A 16,935-nucleotide genomic window follows, 5' to 3' on the forward strand; every position below is an offset into this window, starting at 1 on the left:
CATGCGCATCATCGATTCCCACACCGGCGGCGAGCCGACCCGCATCCTGATTGACGGCGGCCCGGACCTGGGCAGCGGCAGCATGGCAGAGCGACTGACGCGGCTGCGCGAGCAGCACGACGCCTGGCGCAGCGCCATCGTCAACGAGCCGCGCGGCTCGGATGTGCTGGTTGGCGCACTGCTGTGCGCGCCACAAGACCCAAGCTGCAGCGCCGGCGTGATCTTCTTCAACAATGTCGGCTACCTCGGCATGTGTGGTCACGGCACCATCGGCCTGGTCGCCACCCTGGCTTATCTCGGGCGCATCGAGCCCGGCGAGCACCGCATCGAAACGCCGGTCGGCACAGTCAGCGCCACGCTCCACGAAGACGGCAGTGTCACCGTCGCCAATGTGCCGGCCTACCGCTGGGCACGCCAACTGCCCGTCGAGGTGCCCGGCCATGGCTTCGTTCATGGCGATGTGGCTTGGGGCGGCAACTGGTTCTTTCTCTGCGAAGACCATGGTTTGGACTTGCGCCTGAGCGAAGTCGAAGCCCTGACCGATCTGTCCTGGCGCATCCGCCAGGCCCTGCAGGCGCAGGGCATCCGTGGCGAGCATGGCCAGGAAATCGACCACATCGAGCTGATCGGTCCGGCCCGGAACCCCGTCCACCATGGCCGCAACTTCGTACTCTGCCCGGGCAAGGCTTATGACCGCTCACCCTGCGGCACCGGCACCAGCGCCAAGATCGCCTGCCTGGCGGCCGAGGGCAAGCTGGCGCCCGGCGCGCACTGGGTGCAGGAAAGCGTGATCGGCAGCCACTTCACGGCCAGCTATCAGCCCGCAGACCACGGCCGTGTGCTGCCCAGCATTCATGGCCAGGCCTTCGTCACCCTCGATGCGAATCTGGTCTTCCAGCCCGGCGACCCCTTTGCCTGGGGCATCAGGGGCGAAAGCGGCGGCTGATGGCCGCCCAGTCCCTACCCACCCGACGTCATGCCGATGTGATCATCATCGGCGGCGGCATCATCGGCGCGGCCTGCGCGCGCGAGTACGCGCGCCAAGGCTTGAGCGTGGCCGTGGTCGAAGCTGGGCCCATCGGTGGCGGAGCGACCGCCGCGTCCATGGGCCATCTGCTGACCGTCGACGCTCTGGATCCGGCGGACCAGATTGAATCGGACCTGAGTCGTCGCAGCCTGCAGCTCTGGCAAGACTGGCTGCTGGAGCAAGAGGCGCACCGCGAGCTGGCCGAATACAGCCGCTGCGGGACGCTCTGGCTGGCCGCCGACGCCGAAGAGTTGGACCTGGCCGAACGCAAGCGAGACTGGTTCCACAAACAGGGCCTGGCCGCTGAGCTACTGAGCCCCGAAGAATTGGCACAAGCTGAGCCCATGTTGCGCCGTGACCTGCTCGGTGCTCTGCATGTGCCGGACGACGGCCGCGTCTACCCCCCGCGTGTGGCCGCTCGCTGGCTGCAGGAGGCGCAGGCCAAGGTCTTCCGCGCTCGGGCCGTAGGTTTCGAGGGTGCTTCCGTACGCCTGGACGACGGTCGCGAGCTCTGGGGTGCCATGACGGTGATCTGCACCGGCCTGGCCGCGCAAGAGCAGCTGCCTACCGGCTGGCTGCTGCCAAAGAAGGGGCATCTGGCCATCACCCAGCGCCACCCCGGCCGGGTGCAGCACCAACTGGTCGAGCTGGGCTACCTGAAACGCGCCCATCTGGTGGATCAGGACACCGTGTCCTTCAATTTGCAGCCGCGGCCAGGCGGGCAGCTGTTGATCGGCTCCTCACGCCAGATTGGCCGTGACGACCGAGAACTGGATCCCCTCTTGCTGCAGCAGATGCTGCGCCAGGCCCTGCACTACCTGCCCGGCCTGGCCGAACTCAGCCTGCTGCGCTGCTGGACCGGCGTGCGCCCGGCCAGCCGCGACGGCCAACCCTTGATCGGCGCCCACCCAGGCCTGCACCGCGGCTGGCTGGCCACCGGGCACGAAGGCCTGGGCATCACCACCGCCCTGGCCACGGCCGAGCTGCTGGTGCAGCTGAGCCTGGGGCAGGCCACGACATTGAAACCCGACCCGTTCAGACCCGAGCGTTTCCAAGAAAGCCCCGCCCATGCCTGATGCGCCCGCCGCCGATATCCAGGTCTATATCAACGGCCAAGCCCAACGCGTGCCCGCCCACTGCCATGTCGCCGCCGCGCTGAAGCGTGCGGGCCTGGCGCACAGCCGCCGCGCCGAGAACGGGCAGCCGCGGGCCGCGTTCTGCGGTATGGGCCAATGCCAGGAATGCCGCGTCCGTATCGATGGCCTGGATCATTGCCTGGGCTGCATGACACCGGTGGCCGAGGGCATGCGCATCGAGACCCAGGCATGAAAACGGTCGTGCAAGCAAGCTCGGCCCGGCGGGAGGCCGATGTCATCATCGTCGGCGCCGGCCCTGCGGGCATCGCGGCACTGCTCCCCCTGCTAGACGCGGGCCGCCGGGTCATCTGGATCGATCAATCGATGCGCGCCGGCGGCCAGATCTGGCGAGCCGGATTGCCAATGGACTGGCAGCGCCAGCTCGACAGCGCCTTGCGCCACCCGCTGTTGCAGACCTGCTTCGGATGTACGGTGATCGCCGCAGAGCCCCGAGAGCAAGCTCCGGGGGCTCTGCACGGCCTGCGCCTACAGACGCCTGCAGCGACGGGATCGCAGGCCTTGCACGTCGCGGCGCCACAACTGCTGCTGGCCCTCGGTGGCCGTGAGCGTCACCTGCCTTTCCCCGGCTGGACCCTGCCCGGCGTGACGGGCGCCGGCGGCCTGCAAGCGCTGGTCAAGCAGGGCTGGCCCATTGCCGGCCAGCGCGTAGTCCTGGCGGGCAGCGGTCCTTTGCTGCTGGCGGCGGCCGACACGGTGCGACAGGCCGGCGCTCAGGTCCTGCTGATCGCCGAACAGGCCTCGCGTGGGCAGCTGATCCGCTTTGCGGCCGGCCTGAAAGCCAGCAAGGCCACGCAAGCAGTGAGCCTGGCCTGGCGCTTGCGTGGTATTCCATACCGAGCTGGCACCTGGGTGCAGGCGGCCATGGGGCAGGACCGTTTGCAATCGGTGCAAATTACTCAGGGCCAGGCTCGCTGGGAACTGCCATGCGATGCCCTGGGCATTGGCTTTGGCTTGCTGCCCAACACCGAATTGGCGCAGCTGCTGGGCTGCCAGCTGCGACCGGACGGCGCGATTGCCGTCGACGAAGGCATGGGCAGTTCGGTCCCCGGGATCTATGCCGCCGGCGAGTGCACCGGCATTGGCGGCGTGGACAAATCCCTGGCGGAGGGCGCGCTTGCGGCTCAGTCGCTGCTGTCATCTCAAACGCTGGCGACGGCAACAGCGCGTCGACATGCGTTGCGCTTCGCCCGGCATTTGGAGACGCACTTTGCTTTGCGACCGGAATTGCTGCAATTGCCCGATGCCCAGACCTTGGTGTGCCGCTGTGAAGACATCCGTCTTGGCGCCCTCAAGGCCCACAGCGACTGGCGCGATGCCAAGTTGCAGACCCGCTGCGGCATGGGCGCCTGCCAAGGCCGCATCTGCGGCCCGATCACAGAATCCCTGCTGGGCTGGCCTGCGCAACAGACTCGCGGACTCCGAGCGCCCTTACAGCCAGGGAGGCTGGGCGCCTTCGCAGAAGACTGATCGCCCAGTTCGCCGGCCAGTGCATCGACCATGAAAAAAGCGACCCGAAGGTCGCTTTTTGCTTGTGATCGGGGTCGATCAGAAGTTGTGGCGGATACCAGCGGCCAGCGAGCTGAAATCGCCAGCGCTCTTCGCTGCTGTCGAATCGATGGCCGTGTAGAAACCGTACAGCTTGGTGCGCTTGCTCAGGTTGTAGTTGTAACCCAGGGTGTACTGCTTGGCACCATTGGAGCCGATCGAACCGCCAGCCTTGGAACCACCGACATTCAGGTGGAATTCCGAAGCGCCCATGACGTACATGGCCGAAACGCGAGCGATAGTACGCGAGTCGTTCTTGCCAGTACCCATGTCTTCACGCTGGACATAGGCGCCCAGGATGACCGAACCCAATTCATACAGACCGCGCACGGCATACTGCTTGGCGCTGCCGACCTTGCTGTAGCCAGCACCCAGGTGCAGAGGGCCTTGGTCGTAGTAACCCGAGGCGTCGAAGCTGCGTTTTTCAGGTGCGCCTTCGCCGGCACCAACGGAGAATTCGCCGGAGAATCCACCCACGGTGGGGGTGAAATAGCCGACCTTGTTCTTTTGCTTGAAGGTCGCAAACGAATACAGCTCGTCCGAGGAAGAACCGGTGTCGTGGTTGTGGTTGCTGATGTAGTCAGCAGTGGCGAAGTAGGAGCCCGGGGTCCAACGACCCAGACGCACGGCACCGAAAGCGCCGCTCAGCTGCACGGAGGACTCACGGCCCCAGAAGTCGCCGGAAGCCTTGCCGTCGTCGGAATTCAGGCCGTGCTCCAGGGCGAAGCTGACCTTCAAGCCGCCACCCAGATCTTCTTGGCCCTTGAAGCCAAGACGCGAGGCGTTGTTTGCCACGACGACCTTGCGATCACCGGCGCCAACCTTCTGGCTCTCAACGGTGGTGTTGATACGGCCCCACAGGGTGACCGAGCTTTGGGCGAAAACAGCGGGAGCGGCCAGTGCTGCAATAGCAGCCACGAGTGCGATCTTTTTCATCGTATGCCTTATGTGAGTTGAATTTGTGCCGGGCTTAGCCACCCGGTCTTCTACGCAATGTGACGGGAGTATAGAAGTCGACCGCGCAAGGAATCAGTCAGCGACGCGAAATTGCAACACTTCTCTGTTAAACCCTTTTCTGTGCGCTTCAGCACTTGCGCCGACCGTCAGGCGAACTCGTCTTGCGCGGCCCCATCCAAGTGAGCGCCATCATTCCAGCCCACCAGGATGAAGCCCGCATCCGAATAGAGCAGACGGTTGATGGCTGCATTACCCAGGGTCCAGGTGCGGGCCGCTTGCAAGGGCAGGCGGGTGGCGGCCCGATAGAGGCAGTCGAGCACGCCGCCATGCGTCACCAGGACCACGGTCTGCCCTGCATGCCGGGCCAGCAGCCGCTCTGTAGCCGCCACGCTGCGGGCATAAAAGTCGGCCAACGTTTCGCCGCCGGCAGCGCCGAATTCGGGATCGCGGCGGCGCCAGCGTTCGCTCTGCTCGGGCCACCGCTCGGCAATTTCTGACCAAGTCTGCCCTTCGAAGATGCCGAACTGGCGCTCACGCAGACCCGGATCCAGTTGCAAGGCTTGCCCGGCCCCTTCCGCCAGCGCCATGGCGGTCTGACGGGCTCGCCCCAGATCACTGCTGTAAACCGCATCAATACGCTCACCCGCCAAGGCGGCAGCCAACCGTCGGGCCTGCGCCTCGCCAACGGCGTTCAGGGGCACATCGAGCTGACCCTGGATGCGCTTGTCGCGATTCCAGGCGGTTTCACCATGGCGTATGGCCAGAACGCGGGTGCTGCTGTCGAGCGGCATGGACTCAGCCACCCCAGACCACATCAGCCTCGGCCCGCTGGGCATGACCGATCAGCTCCAGCAAAGGCCAGACGCGTTGACGCAGACTGATGCCTTCGCGCCGCGGCGGCGACTCGCCAGCCGCAGCGGCTTCGTCTTGCAGTCGGGCAAAAGCGGCTTCGTCCTCGGCCACGGCCCGCTCCAGCGCGGCACTGGCTTCAGGTAGCTGCGCGCCTCGCAGCAAGCCTGGGTCGGCCGTTTCGCGACCCAACAGGCGAAGGATCTGTTCGCCCTGGGGCTGAAGCATGATGACGTCAGCACCAGCCTTGGATTTGAATCGATAAATCATGGCGGACATCCTCCACGAGATCGCTGTTGAACACGCCTCATTGTGGGCCTAAGCCCAGCGCGCATCTGGCGATTCAGATCAGCAAGCCACCCATCAAACGCATACCCACACCCGGTGGATTGGGGCCGCCGCGCCGCCAGACTCGCTCCTCGAACTCCTGCGGCCCCAGAGCGGGTGCGTAAAGATAGCCCTGGAACTCATCGCAGCCGGCGCGCAGTAGAAAGTCGCGCTGGGCCTCGGTCTCCACCCCTTCGGCAATGACGTGCAGGCGCAAGGCCTGGCCCATCTGGATGATGGCATTGACGATGCCGGCGTCGCTGGCATCGGCGGGCAGGCCGGTGACAAAACTGCGGTCGATTTTGAGCCTCTGGATCGGGAAGCGCTTGAGATAGCCCAAGCTTGAATAGCCGGTACCAAAGTCGTCGATGGACATGCCGACGCCGAGCGCAGCCAGTGACTGGAGCCGGCGCAGCGCTTCCTCGGCATCGCGCAGCAGGATGGATTCGGTCAGTTCGAGTTCCAACAAGCCCGGCGGCAGGCCCGAGGCACGCAAAGCATGGGCCACCGTGTCGGCAAATTGGCTTTGCTGAAACTGCAGGGCCGAGACGTTCACAGCCACCGGCATGCGCCAACCCTGGCGCAACCAACGCGCGGCCTGCTCCACGGCCTGATGCAAGACCCACTCGCCAATGGCGACGATGAAGCCGCTTTCTTCGGCCACAGGAATGAACTCCGACGGCGAAATCTCGCCGCGCAAGGGATCACGCCAGCGGATCAGCGCCTCCGCGCCAATCACCTGGCCATTGGCCAGATTGATCTGTGGCTGGTAGTGCAGACGGAACTGTCCTTCCTGCAAGGCTTGCCGCATGGCATGGTCCAAGCGCATGCGCGACAACAGGTCGACGTCCTTGCGCGGCTGGTGGAAGTGGAAAGCCGCGCGACCGCTCTCCTTGACCCAATGCATGGCCTGCTCGGCACTGCCCAGCAACTCGTCGGCGCTGCTGCCGTCGCCCGGAAACAGGGCGATGCCGGTGCTGCAAGTGACGGTGAAGCTCAGGGTGTCGAAGCAAAAAGGCCGCGCCATGGCTTCTTGCACGCGCCGGGCCGCATTCTCGGCACCGCGGGCATCGGCCTGATGAATCAGCAGCGCAAACTCATCGGCGCCCAGTCGGGCCACCAGATCCACTTCGCGCAAGCAAGCCTTCAAGCGCTCCGCCACCTCGCGCAGCACCCGGTCGCCATACGAGTGGCCAAGGGTGTCATTGATCTGTTTGAAGCGGTCCAGGTCAACGTTGAGCAGCGCAAACGGCGCACTTTCGCGTTTGGCCATGGCCTGGGCGTGATCGATGCGTTCGGCCAGGGCGCGCCGGTTGGGCAGGCCGGTCAACATATCGGAATGCGCGAGCTCCTCGATGCGCTGGCTGGCGGCCAGCTTTTCACTGAGGTCGCGGTAGGAATAGACACGCCCGATCGGCCGACCGCGGCTGAACTGCGGCAGCGACACCCGCTCCAGCACACGGCCATCGAGCAGGCTGATGACATCGCTGCTCTGCAGCAGAGCAGCGTCCTGGATGGCTGCTTGGCGCGCCATATAAGCCGCCCCGTCGACCACGCTGCGCCGCATCCAGGTTTGCACGGCCTCGTCATTGCGCTCGCGCAAGAGGTCCGGCGGGATGCCCCAGAGCGAGGCAAAACGACGATTGAAGGAGCGAATGCGCCCGGCCAGATCGACCACGAGAATGCCATCGGCCGTCGACTCCAGCGTGGCCTGCAACTCGGCCACCAAGGCCTCGCGCTCTTCCTCGGCCTGGCGCTGCGGCGTCTGATCCCGCACCGAGACCAGCCAGAAGCCACCGCCCGGCGCTGCCCCATCACGGATGAAACTGATGCGCCGAGTCACCCAGAGCATCTGGCCATCGGCATGGCGCAGCAAGGTATCCGAGAGCAGCTGAGCGCTGCTGTCCTGCGCTGCCTCTTGCCAGAACAGCAGGTCCTCGGGTGTGCAGGCCAGGGACTCCACGCTCTGCCCGACCCACTGCCCGGCACTCGATCCGAGCAAGGCCACGGCGCCCGCATTCACCGCAAGGATGCGGCGGCTGCCCCCATCGACCAGCCACGCGGCCTCCAGCATGCCCTCGAGAAGGGCGGCTTGAGCGAGCGGGGCGGCGGTCGGAAAGGGGGGAAGCTGCAGGCTGACCAGGGTCACGCAGCCAGCTCCGAACTGCCGAGCCCTTGGACGGGCTCGAAGAAATAGGCCACGCGGGTGCGCGGGCTCAGGTATTCCAGCGAAGCGCGCGGCAGGTGCTGCGGCTTCAGGCTGCGCCGTATGCCCAGATCGGCATGCTGCTCCAGGTTCAGGACCAAGGCCTCTTCCCGCGGCACGCGCGGGTCGTGAACCATGACCTTGGGCTTGAGCGGCCTCGACGAATTGACCGCCACCACCAAGGCGAAGCGGTCATCGGTCAACTGCACCGTCGAGCCCGGCGGATAGACGCCCATCATGCGGATGAAAGCATTCAGCATGGTGGCGTCAAAACGATTGCGCCCTTGCGCAAACATCAAGGACAAGCCTTCATGCGGCGTCATCGCCTTAGAAGCCAACAAGGGGTTGCACAGGCCGTCGAAACGGTTGACCAAGGAGACGATGCGGGCACCTGCGCTCATACGATCGACGTTGATGCGCTGCGGAAAGCCACTGCCGTCGGCGTTCTCATGGTGCTGGGCGATCACCAGCAGTGGGCCGGTCGAAAGCCCCATGCTCTGCGCCAGAGCCACACCTTTGGCCACGTGGTCCTGATAGCCTTGCAGCTCGGCTGCGGTGAAGCTGTCGTCACGGTGGCGCAGACGAGCCAGCACCTCGGTCTTGCCGATATCGTGCAGCAGCGCTCCCACGCCCAGGTCCATCATCTCCTCGCGCCCCAAGCCAAAGGCACGGCCCAGCAACAAGGAGATGATCGAGACATTGAGCGCATGTGCAGTGCCGCGGTCGCCGGCACCTTCGTTGAGCAGGCGGATATTGAGATCGCCCTCCACCAGCATCTTGTCCAGCAAGGCGGCGGTCAGGGCGGTGGCCTGGTCCCGGGAATTACGTGGCTGCGTTGCCAGTTGCTCCATCACGCCGCGAAAGGCTCCGGCCGCCTCGGCATACTGGCGCTCACACAGGCTCAGCGCGGCACGCTGTGCCTCCAGAGACTTGCGATGAGCCTCACGGGCCAACTCTTCGGCCGACAACTCCGCGGGCAGCGTCGCCGCAACCGACTCGGCGGGCAGGGGGACAGCCTCCGCCTGCAACTCGCTCTTGCTCGGGCTCCAGCGCACCTGCGTCAGCCCAAGCCGACGCAGGATCAGCAATTGGTCCTCAGAACTCAGCTTGAAACTGCTGAGCGGAAAGGGATGCGACATCCAGCCCAAATCCAGGTGGATGAACATCCCCACCTTGAGCTGGCCCACATCGATCAAAGGATCGGCAGTTGTGTCCTTCATATTCTTCCTACGCCTTTTTTTTGCGGCGCCCTCTGGCTGAGCTTCGGCCACGCTGCGGCCAAACTTGAGCCCTTCTGCGAGTATTGCCGATGGAAGCTGACCGCCCGCCGAATCGCGTGCAAATTGTCACGCTGTCAAGCGCTTGAACAGGACCCTGCATGCCGGGATTGTTCATCAAATGAACCAATGTTCTAATTAAGAACCAAATCCCAATCGACCCACACACTGCCTGACTGATATCGGCGCTCCGCGGCTCAGCTGCAGCTGGGCGAGATGCAAGGGTAGTTTTACCTTTTCGCTGGAGCCAGAGCCATGAACCACGCCTACATCTGCGACGCAATCCGCACACCTTTCGGCCGCTACGGTGGCGCACTCGCCTCGCTGCGCGCCGACGATCTGGGCGCGATTCCGCTGCGCGCCTTGATGTCGCGACACCCCAAGCTGGACTGGGAGGCCATTGACGATGTGTTCTATGGCTGCGCAAACCAAGCCGGCGAGGACAACCGCAATGTCGCGCGCATGTCGGCCCTGCTGGCCGGCTTGCCGGTCGGCGTTGCTGGCATGACGCTGAACCGCCTCTGCGGTTCGGGCCTCGACGCGGTCGGCTCGGCGGCGCGCGCCATCCGAGCCGGTGAAGCCGAGCTGATGTTGGCCGGTGGAGTTGAGAGCATGAGTCGGGCGCCTTTTGTCATGCCCAAGGCCGAAAGCGCCTTTGCCCGCAGCAATGCCATTTATGACACCACCATCGGTTGGCGTTTCATCAACCCATTGATGAAGGCGCAGTACGGCGTGGACTCCATGCCGGAAACAGCAGAAAACGTGGCCAGCGACTTCGGCATCTCACGCGCCGACCAAGACCGTATGGCCCTGGCCAGCCAAGAGAAAGCCGTGGCAGCGCAGCGAGCCGGCTTTTTCGCCAACGAGATCGTCGCTGTGAGCCTGGCGCAGAAAAAGGGCGAGCCCATCATCGTGGACCAGGACGAGCATCCGCGCGCCACCAGCCTCGAGGCCCTGGCGCGACTCAAGCCCATCGTCCGGCCCGATGGCACGATCACGGCCGGCAACGCCTCGGGCGTCAATGATGGTGCCTGCGCTCTGCTGCTGGCCAGCGAAGGCGCCGCCGCGCGCCATGGCCTGACCCCGCGGGCCCGCGTGCTGGGCATGGCCACCGCCGGCGTGCCGCCTCGCATCATGGGCATAGGCCCGGCGCCGGCCACGCTCAAAGTACTGGCTCAGACCGGCCTGAGCTTCGCGCAGATGGACGTGATCGAACTCAATGAAGCATTCGCGGCCCAGGGCCTGGCCGTGCTGCGCCAGCTGGGGCTGGCCGATGATGACGCTCGCGTCAACCCAAACGGTGGGGCCATTGCACTGGGTCACCCGCTCGGCGCCAGCGGCGCACGCCTGCTGACCACAGCGGTCAACCAACTGGAGCGCAGTGGCGGTCGCTACGCTTTGTGCACCATGTGCATCGGGGTGGGTCAGGGCATCGCGGTGGTGATCGAGCGGGTCTAAGCCCGGCGGCACAAAGCCAAGAAAGGGAAAGATTTTCGATTGAAAATCGCGTCAATCGAAATTTTTCCCGCTCAAACAAAAGCCAACACCCCAAGCAATTGCACCCAAGAACGCCAGATTGGAACTTTCGGGGCAGCCTCACAAGACCTCCGCATGTCTTTTGGCATGGACTGATGTGCATGGGATACTGAATTCAATTCACCGAGCGGACATCACGCGAGGAACTTGCTCTGAGGGGGGCAAGACCGGGGCCAAACACCCGAAGTGATGTGCGCTGAGGCCATAGATTTCAGCTTTCGTCTTTCTCTTCTTTCACTCTCGCCGGACTTCCAAGCGCCGATTTCGCCGCACTCATCGACTTGTTTTTGTCCGTCAGCGCAAATGCGAAGCATTCGCTGATAGAAAATGCGCGCTGCAGCAGGCCATGGCTGCACCGCGTGTGTGTCTGCCCTGATCGGGCGGCCTTGCAAGACGGTGAGCGCGCCAGCTCGACGCCAGTGCCTGAACCGGGACGCGGTGCCCGGCGGCAGTGAAATTTTTGATTGTTCTTGAATCCTGAAACGCGCTCTGAGCCTTGAGGGCGCCCAACACACATCATCATGTCTGCTGCCCGCGCATTTGAAGACCTGTCCGCCCTGGCGCTCACAACGCCTGCCGAACCCGCCCTCGACAAGGGTGGCCTGAACTCCAGCTCCCAGAAGCCAGAAGCTGCCGCAGCGAACGAAGGTCCGCTCAAGCGCGATCTCGTGGCCGGCTTGGAAAAAGGCCTGGCCGTGATCGAAGCCTTCGATCAGGAGCGCCCCCGCCTGACCATCAGCGAAGTCGCCGGCCGCACCGGTCTGACCCGAGCCGCTGCACGCCGTTACCTGCTGACCCTGACCCATCTGGGCTTTGTCACCCAGGACCGCAAGATGTTCGCCCTTTCGCCCAAGGTGCTGCGCCTGGGGCAAAGCTATATGCACTCGGCCCGGCTGCCTCGCATCGTCGAGCCTGAGCTGCACAAGCTGGCCTATGCGCTCAAGGAAGCCAGCTCGGCCGGCGTGCTGGATGGCGGCGACGTCATCTGCATCGCCGCCACGAGCGCAGGCCGCGTGGTCTCCCCCACGCTGCAGCCGGGCGCCCGCGTGCCGGCCTACTGTGCCGCCAACGGTCGCGTCATGCTGGCCGCCCTGCCGCAGGCCGAAGTGGACGACTGGATCGCCCGCCAGCAGCTGACCCCGCTGACGCCGCACACCATCACCCACCCGGAACGCCTGCGCATCGAGATCGCCCGCGCCCGCGCCCTTGGTTACGCCTGCATCGACCAGGAGCTGGAGCTGGGCCTGCGCACCGTGGCCGTGCCGCTGCGCAACTACCGCGGCGACGTGGTGGCGGCCATGAACATCAGCGTCCACGCCTCACGCATGAGCATGGACCAGATGGTCGAGCATTGCTTGCCGCCGCTGCTGCAGGCGCAAGCCCATCTGCGCATGCTGCTCTGAAGCTCGCACTGCGCCCATGAAAAAAGCCACCCCGCCGAACCGGCGCGGTGGCTTTGTTTTTTGCCGCTGAGGCGGCCGCTGATCAGGCCCAGCGGCGCTGCTGCAGCAAGGGGCTGACGCGGTAGCGCTCGCTGCGGTAGGCGGCAAACAAAGCATCCAACAGCTCGACCACGCGCGCCGCGCCCAGCAGCGCCAGCCACTCGAAAGGCCCGGCCGGGTAGTTGACACCCAGCTTCATCGCCAGATCGGCGCCTTGCTCGTCGCAGACGCCCTGCCAGACGGCATCGCTGCCCTCGTTGACCAGCATGGCCACGGTGCGTGCCACAGCCAGGCCCGGCACATCGCGCAACTCCAGTAGCTCCCAGCCCAGCGCATGCCAGAGCTGACGCACCGCCTCGCGTGCCGCCGCCGAACAACGCGGGCCAAAAGCGACGGCCAGGCCGTCGATACGATCGGGCGCCACCGGCCAGTCCATCACGGCCAGCTCGCCATAGCGGCGCTCATGCGCGAGCTGAGCGGCCGTGCGGCCATCGCTGAGGTGCAGATGCATCTCGCCCAAGACCAGACCCGCCCAGTCGGCCGATTCGCCGCGGCTGAAGCTCAGGCCCCGATGACTGAACCAAGCCGCCAACGCCTCGACCAGCGGACCACGCCCCACCAGGCTGAGCGGCGGCAGAGCAGAACTGGCCGGCTCAAGCGGTAAGGGCGGCGCCGGCGGGCCGGCGTAGAAGCCCTTGCCGACCTTGCGGCCCAGGCGGCCGCCGTCGACCAAGGCCTTTTGCACCAGCGAAGGCTGGTAACGCTTGTCGCCGAAATTGGCCTCGAACACCGACTGGGTGACCAAATAATTGGTGTCGTGCCCGATCAGATCCATCAGCTCGCAAGGCCCCATGCGGAAGCCTGCACTGCGCAAGGCGCGGTCGATCAACTCGGGCGTTCCAGCCTGCTCTTGCAACAAGGCCAGGGTCTCGGCGTAGTAAGGCCGGGCGATGCGATTGACAATGAAGCCCGGCGTGCTCTTGGCGTGCACCGGCGTCTTGCCCCAGCTGCGCGCCAGCTGAGCGATCACCCCGGCCACGCCGGCATCCGTCTCAGCGCCCCAGACCACCTCGACCAGCTTCATCAAGGGCACCGGGTTGAAGAAGTGCATGCCGACCAGGCGCTGCGGATGCTTCATGCCATTGGCCAGCGCCGTGACGCTGATGGACGAGGTGTTGGTGGCAATGATGGCGCCCTCGCCGAGCAAGCCGTCCAGCTCCTGCAGCAAGGCCTGCTTGGGCTCCAGCTTCTCGACGATGACCTCGATCACCAGAGTGGCCTGCGCCAGCTCGCTGGCGAGGCGGGCTGGCTGGATGCGAGCCATGATCTCGGCCCGCTCGGCCGCTTCCATGCGGCCCTTGTTGACCAGGCCGTCCAAGCCCTTGCCGATTTGGGCCAAGGCCGCAGCAGCTGCGCCTTCACGGACATCGAGCAAACGCACCGGATGGCCGGCCTGGGCCGCCACCTGGGCAATGCCTGCGCCCATCACACCCGCGCCAACCACGCCGACCAGGGCATCGGCAGCCGGCAGCCGGGCGATCTGCCAAGCGCTGGAATTCAGCGAATCCGTCATCACACGCCCTCCTTGGCGGAATCATCGAGCGCCGGCACCCAGGCCGCCGGTCGTTTGGCGAGAAAGGCCGAAAACCCTTCGCGCGCCTCGTCGCCCAGGCGCACACGAGCGATGGTCTGCGCGGTCAGCTCGCGCACCTCGGCCGTCACCGGGCCCACCTCCAGCTGGGCAAACAGCTGCTTGATCTCGCCTTGCGCACCGGGCCCGTTTTGCAGCAACTCGTGGATCCAGCGCGCCAGCGCCGCGTCGAGCTGATAAGCATCGACCACCTCGTGCACGAGACCCAGACTCAAGGCCTCGGCGGCACCGATGCGACTGGCCGTCAGGGCCAGTCGCTTGGCCTGGCGCGGGCCGACGGCATTGATCACATAGGGGCCGATGACGGCCGGCAGGATGCCGAAGCGGGCCTCGCTGACCGCGAATTTGGCCTCGCTGCTGGCCACGGCGATGTCACAGGCCGCAGCCAGGCCGACACCACCGCCCAGGGCCAGACCCTGGATGCGTGCGAGCACCGGTTTGGGGCAATGGGCGATGCGCTGCAACATATCGGCAAACTTGCGGGCATCGGCCAGATTCCAGTCCTGGCTGGCCTCGGACGCTCGCTTCATCCACTGAATGTCGGCGCCGGCGCTGAAGGCCTTGCCGGCACCGGCCAGCACGATCATGCGCACATGAGGGTCGGCCACCAGACGCTCAAAGGCCTGGGCCAATTCGGCAATCATCAGCTCGTTGAAGGCGTTGAACACCTCGGGGCGGTTCATGGTCAGACGCGCAACGCCGCGCGCATCGACCTCGATATGCAATGTCTCCACGGAAGAATGCTCCTTGTTGTGCGACAAGTATCGCAGCGCAGTGGCACCGGGCTGGAGGCTTGGCGGCACAATCGCCGCATGTTCGCGCCCTTCATCCAGCCCCGGCAATTGCAGGGCGAAGCGTTGCAGATCGAAGCCATCGCGCGGGAGCAGCCTGAGGCCGACTCTGAGCACACCCAAGCGCTGTTTCAGCGCTGCCTGGCATGAGCCTGCCACGCCGCTCCTTGCTGAGCCTGCTGGGCGGCGCCCTGCTCAGCCCACTCAGCCAAGCGCAGGACGAGACGGTTCTGGTGGTGCGCCACGCATTGAGCCAAGGGCAGAACGCCAAGGTCTTGAGCTACGAGCAAACGGTTCTGCAGCTGCTGCTGGACAAAACCGTGGCCAGCCACGGACCCTACCGCCTGGAGGCGAGCGAGGTGGTGTCGCAGAACCGCGCGTTTTTGCAGATCCAGAGTGGCGAGATCGACTTGATCAGCGCCATGAGCTCGTCGACCCGCGAACGGCAAAGCTTGCCGGTGCGCGTCTGCCTCTACCGCGGGCTGATGGGCGTGCGCCTACCGATTGCCTTGCGCAGCCGCATGGCCGAGCTGGACGCGGTGAGCAGCAACGCCCAGGCGCAGGCCTTGCGCATGGGTCAGGTGGCCGATTGGCCGGACACCCAGATCCTGGCCGCGGCCGGCTGGCGCCTGGAGCGACTGCCCAAGCTCGCCACTTTCCCGGAGATGCTGCGCCGCCAGCGCGTGGACCTGTTCGCCCTGGGCGCCACCGAGGTCTACCCAATCATTGACGCCCTGCCTGATTTGGGGGTGCTGGAACGCTGGCTGATTGCCTACCCGGCCGCCTTCTATTTCTTCGTCAGTCCGCAGAAACCGATCTTGGCCGAGCGGCTTCGCAAAGGCTGGGAGCTGGTACTGGCCGATGGCAGCTTTCTGGCCCTGTTCGAACGCACGGTGGGCGCGCAACTCACGCGGGCCCGCCTGGCCGAGCGGCTTTGGTTGCGCGTGCCCAACCCCGATCTGCCGCCCGAAACCCCGCTGCAGGACAGCCGCCTCTGGCACCCTCTGGTGCGCAGCCGCCTGCATCAAGCGGACGGGCACTGATCCGAGCCCCGTCTTCATCCCTGACCTTTCCCTTGCCCACGAAGGAAGCCCGCATGATTCTTGAAGTCGCCGACATCCGCATACAGCCCGGCCAGCAGGCCGATTTCGAAGCTGCCATTCAGCACGGCATCGCCAGCGTCATCAGCCAGGCCCGAGGCTTCATCAGTGCCCAGGTCCAACACGGCATCGAGTCGCCCGAACGCTATCTGCTGCAGATCCAATGGGCCACGTTGGAAGACCACACCGTGCATTTCCGAGGCAGCCCGCTGTTCCCCGCCTGGCGTGCCATCGTCGGGCCCTTCTTCGCGGAGCCGCCCAAGGTCGAGCACTTCGGCGCCATCTGAGGCTCCCCAGCCACAGCGGGGAATATTCACGGCGGCTCGCAGCAGATGCCATGAATCAAAAAAGCCGCTGACCCCGAACAGGGGCAGCGGCTTTTTCTTTCTTTCATCGCTCGCCACGAGCGCCAGTCGGCGCTCATCGCTCAGACGGCAAGAATTACTTCTTGGCCTTCTTGGCAGCCGGCTTGGCAGCGGGCTTGGCGGCAGCAGCCTTGGCCGGAGCCGCAGCGGTCTTGGCAGCCTTGCGAGCCGCAGCCTTGGGGTCCACGGCGGCCTTGAAGCCAGCGCCCGGAGTGAACTTGGGCAGCTTGGCAGCGGCGATCTTGATCTTGTCGCCGGTGCTGGGGTTCACGCCGGTGCGGGCTGCGCGGGCGTGTTGCTTGAAGGAACCGAAGCCGGGGATAGACACAGCGCCACCCTTCTTGACGGTGGTGACCACAGCGTCCAGCAGGGTTTCCAGGATGCGGCCGGCTTCGGCCTTGGTCAGTTCGTGCTTGCTGGCCAGGTGTTCGATCAGTTCGGTTTTGTTCATTCCAGAATCTCGTCTCAGGTAGTTGCCCGACCATCTCGGGCGGGCCTATTTTCTACGAATCCGCGACAAGCCCGATGATTGCTTGCAAAAAGCTGGCTCTGCAGGTTCAATCAATGCAGTCATCGCAGTCCGGCGCCGCTCCGCTCTGGCAGTCGCGCCGTCCACTTTGAGCGTTTGAAGGCGGCCATGGCGCGACGCTCTCAACCGCTTGTTAGTCCCCGCAGCCTTGTTTCGATGCCGCAAGAGAACGCGAC

17 protein-coding genes are annotated in these 16,935 nt (G+C 65.2%); 9 read left to right on the top strand and 8 right to left on the bottom strand.

Annotation, left to right across the window (positions count from 1 at the left end; genetic code table 11):
• Nucleotide 1: 1 nt before the first annotated feature.
• Genes LNV28_RS03110 through LNV28_RS03125 form a run of 4 tightly spaced genes read left to right on the top strand, consistent with a single transcriptional unit; the run spans nucleotide 2 to nucleotide 3,651 of the window.
• Entirely contained in the window at nucleotides 2–946 is a 945-nt protein-coding gene (locus LNV28_RS03110) for a 4-hydroxyproline epimerase (protein ID WP_263516554.1), read from the top strand.
• A complete protein-coding gene (locus LNV28_RS03115; RefSeq protein WP_263516553.1) occupies nucleotides 946–2,103 on the top strand; it encodes an NAD(P)/FAD-dependent oxidoreductase in 1,158 nt (385 codons plus the stop codon). The genes LNV28_RS03110 and LNV28_RS03115 overlap by 1 nt, the downstream gene beginning before the upstream one ends.
• On the top strand, nucleotides 2,096–2,356 hold the full coding sequence (locus LNV28_RS03120; RefSeq protein ID WP_263516552.1) for a (2Fe-2S)-binding protein: 261 nt from the start codon (nucleotides 2,096–2,098) through the stop codon (nucleotides 2,354–2,356). The genes LNV28_RS03115 and LNV28_RS03120 overlap by 8 nt, the downstream gene beginning before the upstream one ends.
• Nucleotides 2,353–3,651 carry an FAD-dependent oxidoreductase gene (locus LNV28_RS03125; protein WP_263516551.1) on the top strand — a complete coding sequence of 433 codons (1,299 nt, stop codon included), beginning with the start codon at nucleotides 2,353–2,355 and terminating at the stop codon, nucleotides 3,649–3,651. The genes LNV28_RS03120 and LNV28_RS03125 overlap by 4 nt, the downstream gene beginning before the upstream one ends.
• Before the next feature lie 78 nt (nucleotides 3,652–3,729).
• Here the strand turns inward: LNV28_RS03125 and LNV28_RS03130 are convergent, their stop codons facing one another.
• The 5 genes from LNV28_RS03130 to LNV28_RS03150 form a co-directional block, all read right to left on the bottom strand.
• Nucleotides 3,730–4,665 (bottom strand): porin, encoded by a 936-nt coding sequence (locus LNV28_RS03130; RefSeq protein WP_263516550.1) that lies wholly within the window; start codon nucleotides 4,663–4,665, stop codon nucleotides 3,730–3,732.
• A 167-nt stretch (nucleotides 4,666–4,832) separates the two neighbouring features.
• Nucleotides 4,833–5,477 (bottom strand): histidine phosphatase family protein, encoded by a 645-nt coding sequence (locus LNV28_RS03135; protein WP_263516549.1) that lies wholly within the window; start codon nucleotides 5,475–5,477, stop codon nucleotides 4,833–4,835.
• Nucleotides 5,478–5,481: 4 nt separating this feature from the next.
• The gene (locus tag LNV28_RS03140; RefSeq protein WP_263516548.1) at nucleotides 5,482–5,805 is read right to left on the bottom strand and encodes a DUF1840 domain-containing protein; all 324 of its coding nucleotides are present in this window, start codon (nucleotides 5,803–5,805) and stop codon (nucleotides 5,482–5,484) included.
• A gap of 73 nt (nucleotides 5,806–5,878) precedes the next feature.
• Nucleotides 5,879–8,011, bottom strand: coding sequence for a putative bifunctional diguanylate cyclase/phosphodiesterase (locus tag LNV28_RS03145; protein WP_263516546.1), 2,133 nt, complete (start codon nucleotides 8,009–8,011; stop codon nucleotides 5,879–5,881).
• A complete protein-coding gene (locus LNV28_RS03150; RefSeq protein WP_263516545.1) occupies nucleotides 8,008–9,288 on the bottom strand; it encodes an HD-GYP domain-containing protein in 1,281 nt (426 codons plus the stop codon). The genes LNV28_RS03145 and LNV28_RS03150 overlap by 4 nt, the downstream gene beginning before the upstream one ends.
• A 312-nt stretch (nucleotides 9,289–9,600) precedes the next feature.
• Between LNV28_RS03150 and pcaF the strand changes: the two genes are divergently transcribed.
• A complete protein-coding gene (gene pcaF, locus LNV28_RS03155) occupies nucleotides 9,601–10,803 on the top strand; it encodes a 3-oxoadipyl-CoA thiolase (RefSeq protein WP_263516544.1) in 1,203 nt (400 codons plus the stop codon).
• Between the two features lie 599 nt (nucleotides 10,804–11,402).
• Nucleotides 11,403–12,284, top strand: coding sequence for an IclR family transcriptional regulator domain-containing protein (locus LNV28_RS03160; protein WP_263516543.1), 882 nt, complete (start codon nucleotides 11,403–11,405; stop codon nucleotides 12,282–12,284).
• Between the two features lie 82 nt (nucleotides 12,285–12,366).
• Here LNV28_RS03160 and LNV28_RS03165 read toward each other — a convergent pair whose 3' ends face one another.
• Nucleotides 12,367–13,896 carry a 3-hydroxyacyl-CoA dehydrogenase gene (locus LNV28_RS03165; RefSeq protein WP_263516542.1) on the bottom strand — a complete coding sequence of 510 codons (1,530 nt, stop codon included), beginning with the start codon at nucleotides 13,894–13,896 and terminating at the stop codon, nucleotides 12,367–12,369.
• Entirely contained in the window at nucleotides 13,896–14,708 is an 813-nt protein-coding gene (locus tag LNV28_RS03170) for an enoyl-CoA hydratase-related protein (protein ID WP_263516541.1), read from the bottom strand. The genes LNV28_RS03165 and LNV28_RS03170 overlap by 1 nt, the downstream gene beginning before the upstream one ends.
• A 78-nt stretch (nucleotides 14,709–14,786) precedes the next feature.
• Here LNV28_RS03170 and LNV28_RS03175 point away from each other — a divergent pair, with 78 nt between their 5' ends.
• Genes LNV28_RS03175 through LNV28_RS03185 form a run of 3 tightly spaced genes read left to right on the top strand, consistent with a single transcriptional unit; the run spans nucleotide 14,787 to nucleotide 16,152 of the window.
• Nucleotides 14,787–14,915, top strand: a complete 129-nt coding sequence (locus LNV28_RS03175; protein ID WP_263516540.1) for a hypothetical protein — start codon at nucleotides 14,787–14,789, stop codon at nucleotides 14,913–14,915.
• Nucleotides 14,912–15,808, top strand: a complete 897-nt coding sequence (locus LNV28_RS03180) for a transporter substrate-binding domain-containing protein (protein ID WP_263516539.1) — start codon at nucleotides 14,912–14,914, stop codon at nucleotides 15,806–15,808. The genes LNV28_RS03175 and LNV28_RS03180 overlap by 4 nt, the downstream gene beginning before the upstream one ends.
• A 53-nt stretch (nucleotides 15,809–15,861) precedes the next feature.
• Nucleotides 15,862–16,152, top strand: a complete 291-nt coding sequence (locus tag LNV28_RS03185) for an antibiotic biosynthesis monooxygenase family protein (RefSeq protein WP_263516538.1) — start codon at nucleotides 15,862–15,864, stop codon at nucleotides 16,150–16,152.
• A 154-nt stretch (nucleotides 16,153–16,306) separates the two neighbouring features.
• Here the strand turns inward: LNV28_RS03185 and LNV28_RS03190 are convergent, their stop codons facing one another.
• Nucleotides 16,307–16,681: an HU family DNA-binding protein gene (locus LNV28_RS03190; RefSeq protein ID WP_263516537.1), complete on the bottom strand. Its 375-nt coding sequence runs from the start codon at nucleotides 16,679–16,681 to the stop codon at nucleotides 16,307–16,309.
• Between the last annotated feature and the right edge of the window lie 254 nt (nucleotides 16,682–16,935).

The organism is Paucibacter sp. DJ2R-2, from assembly GCF_025717675.1.
Lineage (GTDB): Bacteria > Pseudomonadota > Gammaproteobacteria > Burkholderiales > Burkholderiaceae_C > Paucibacter_A.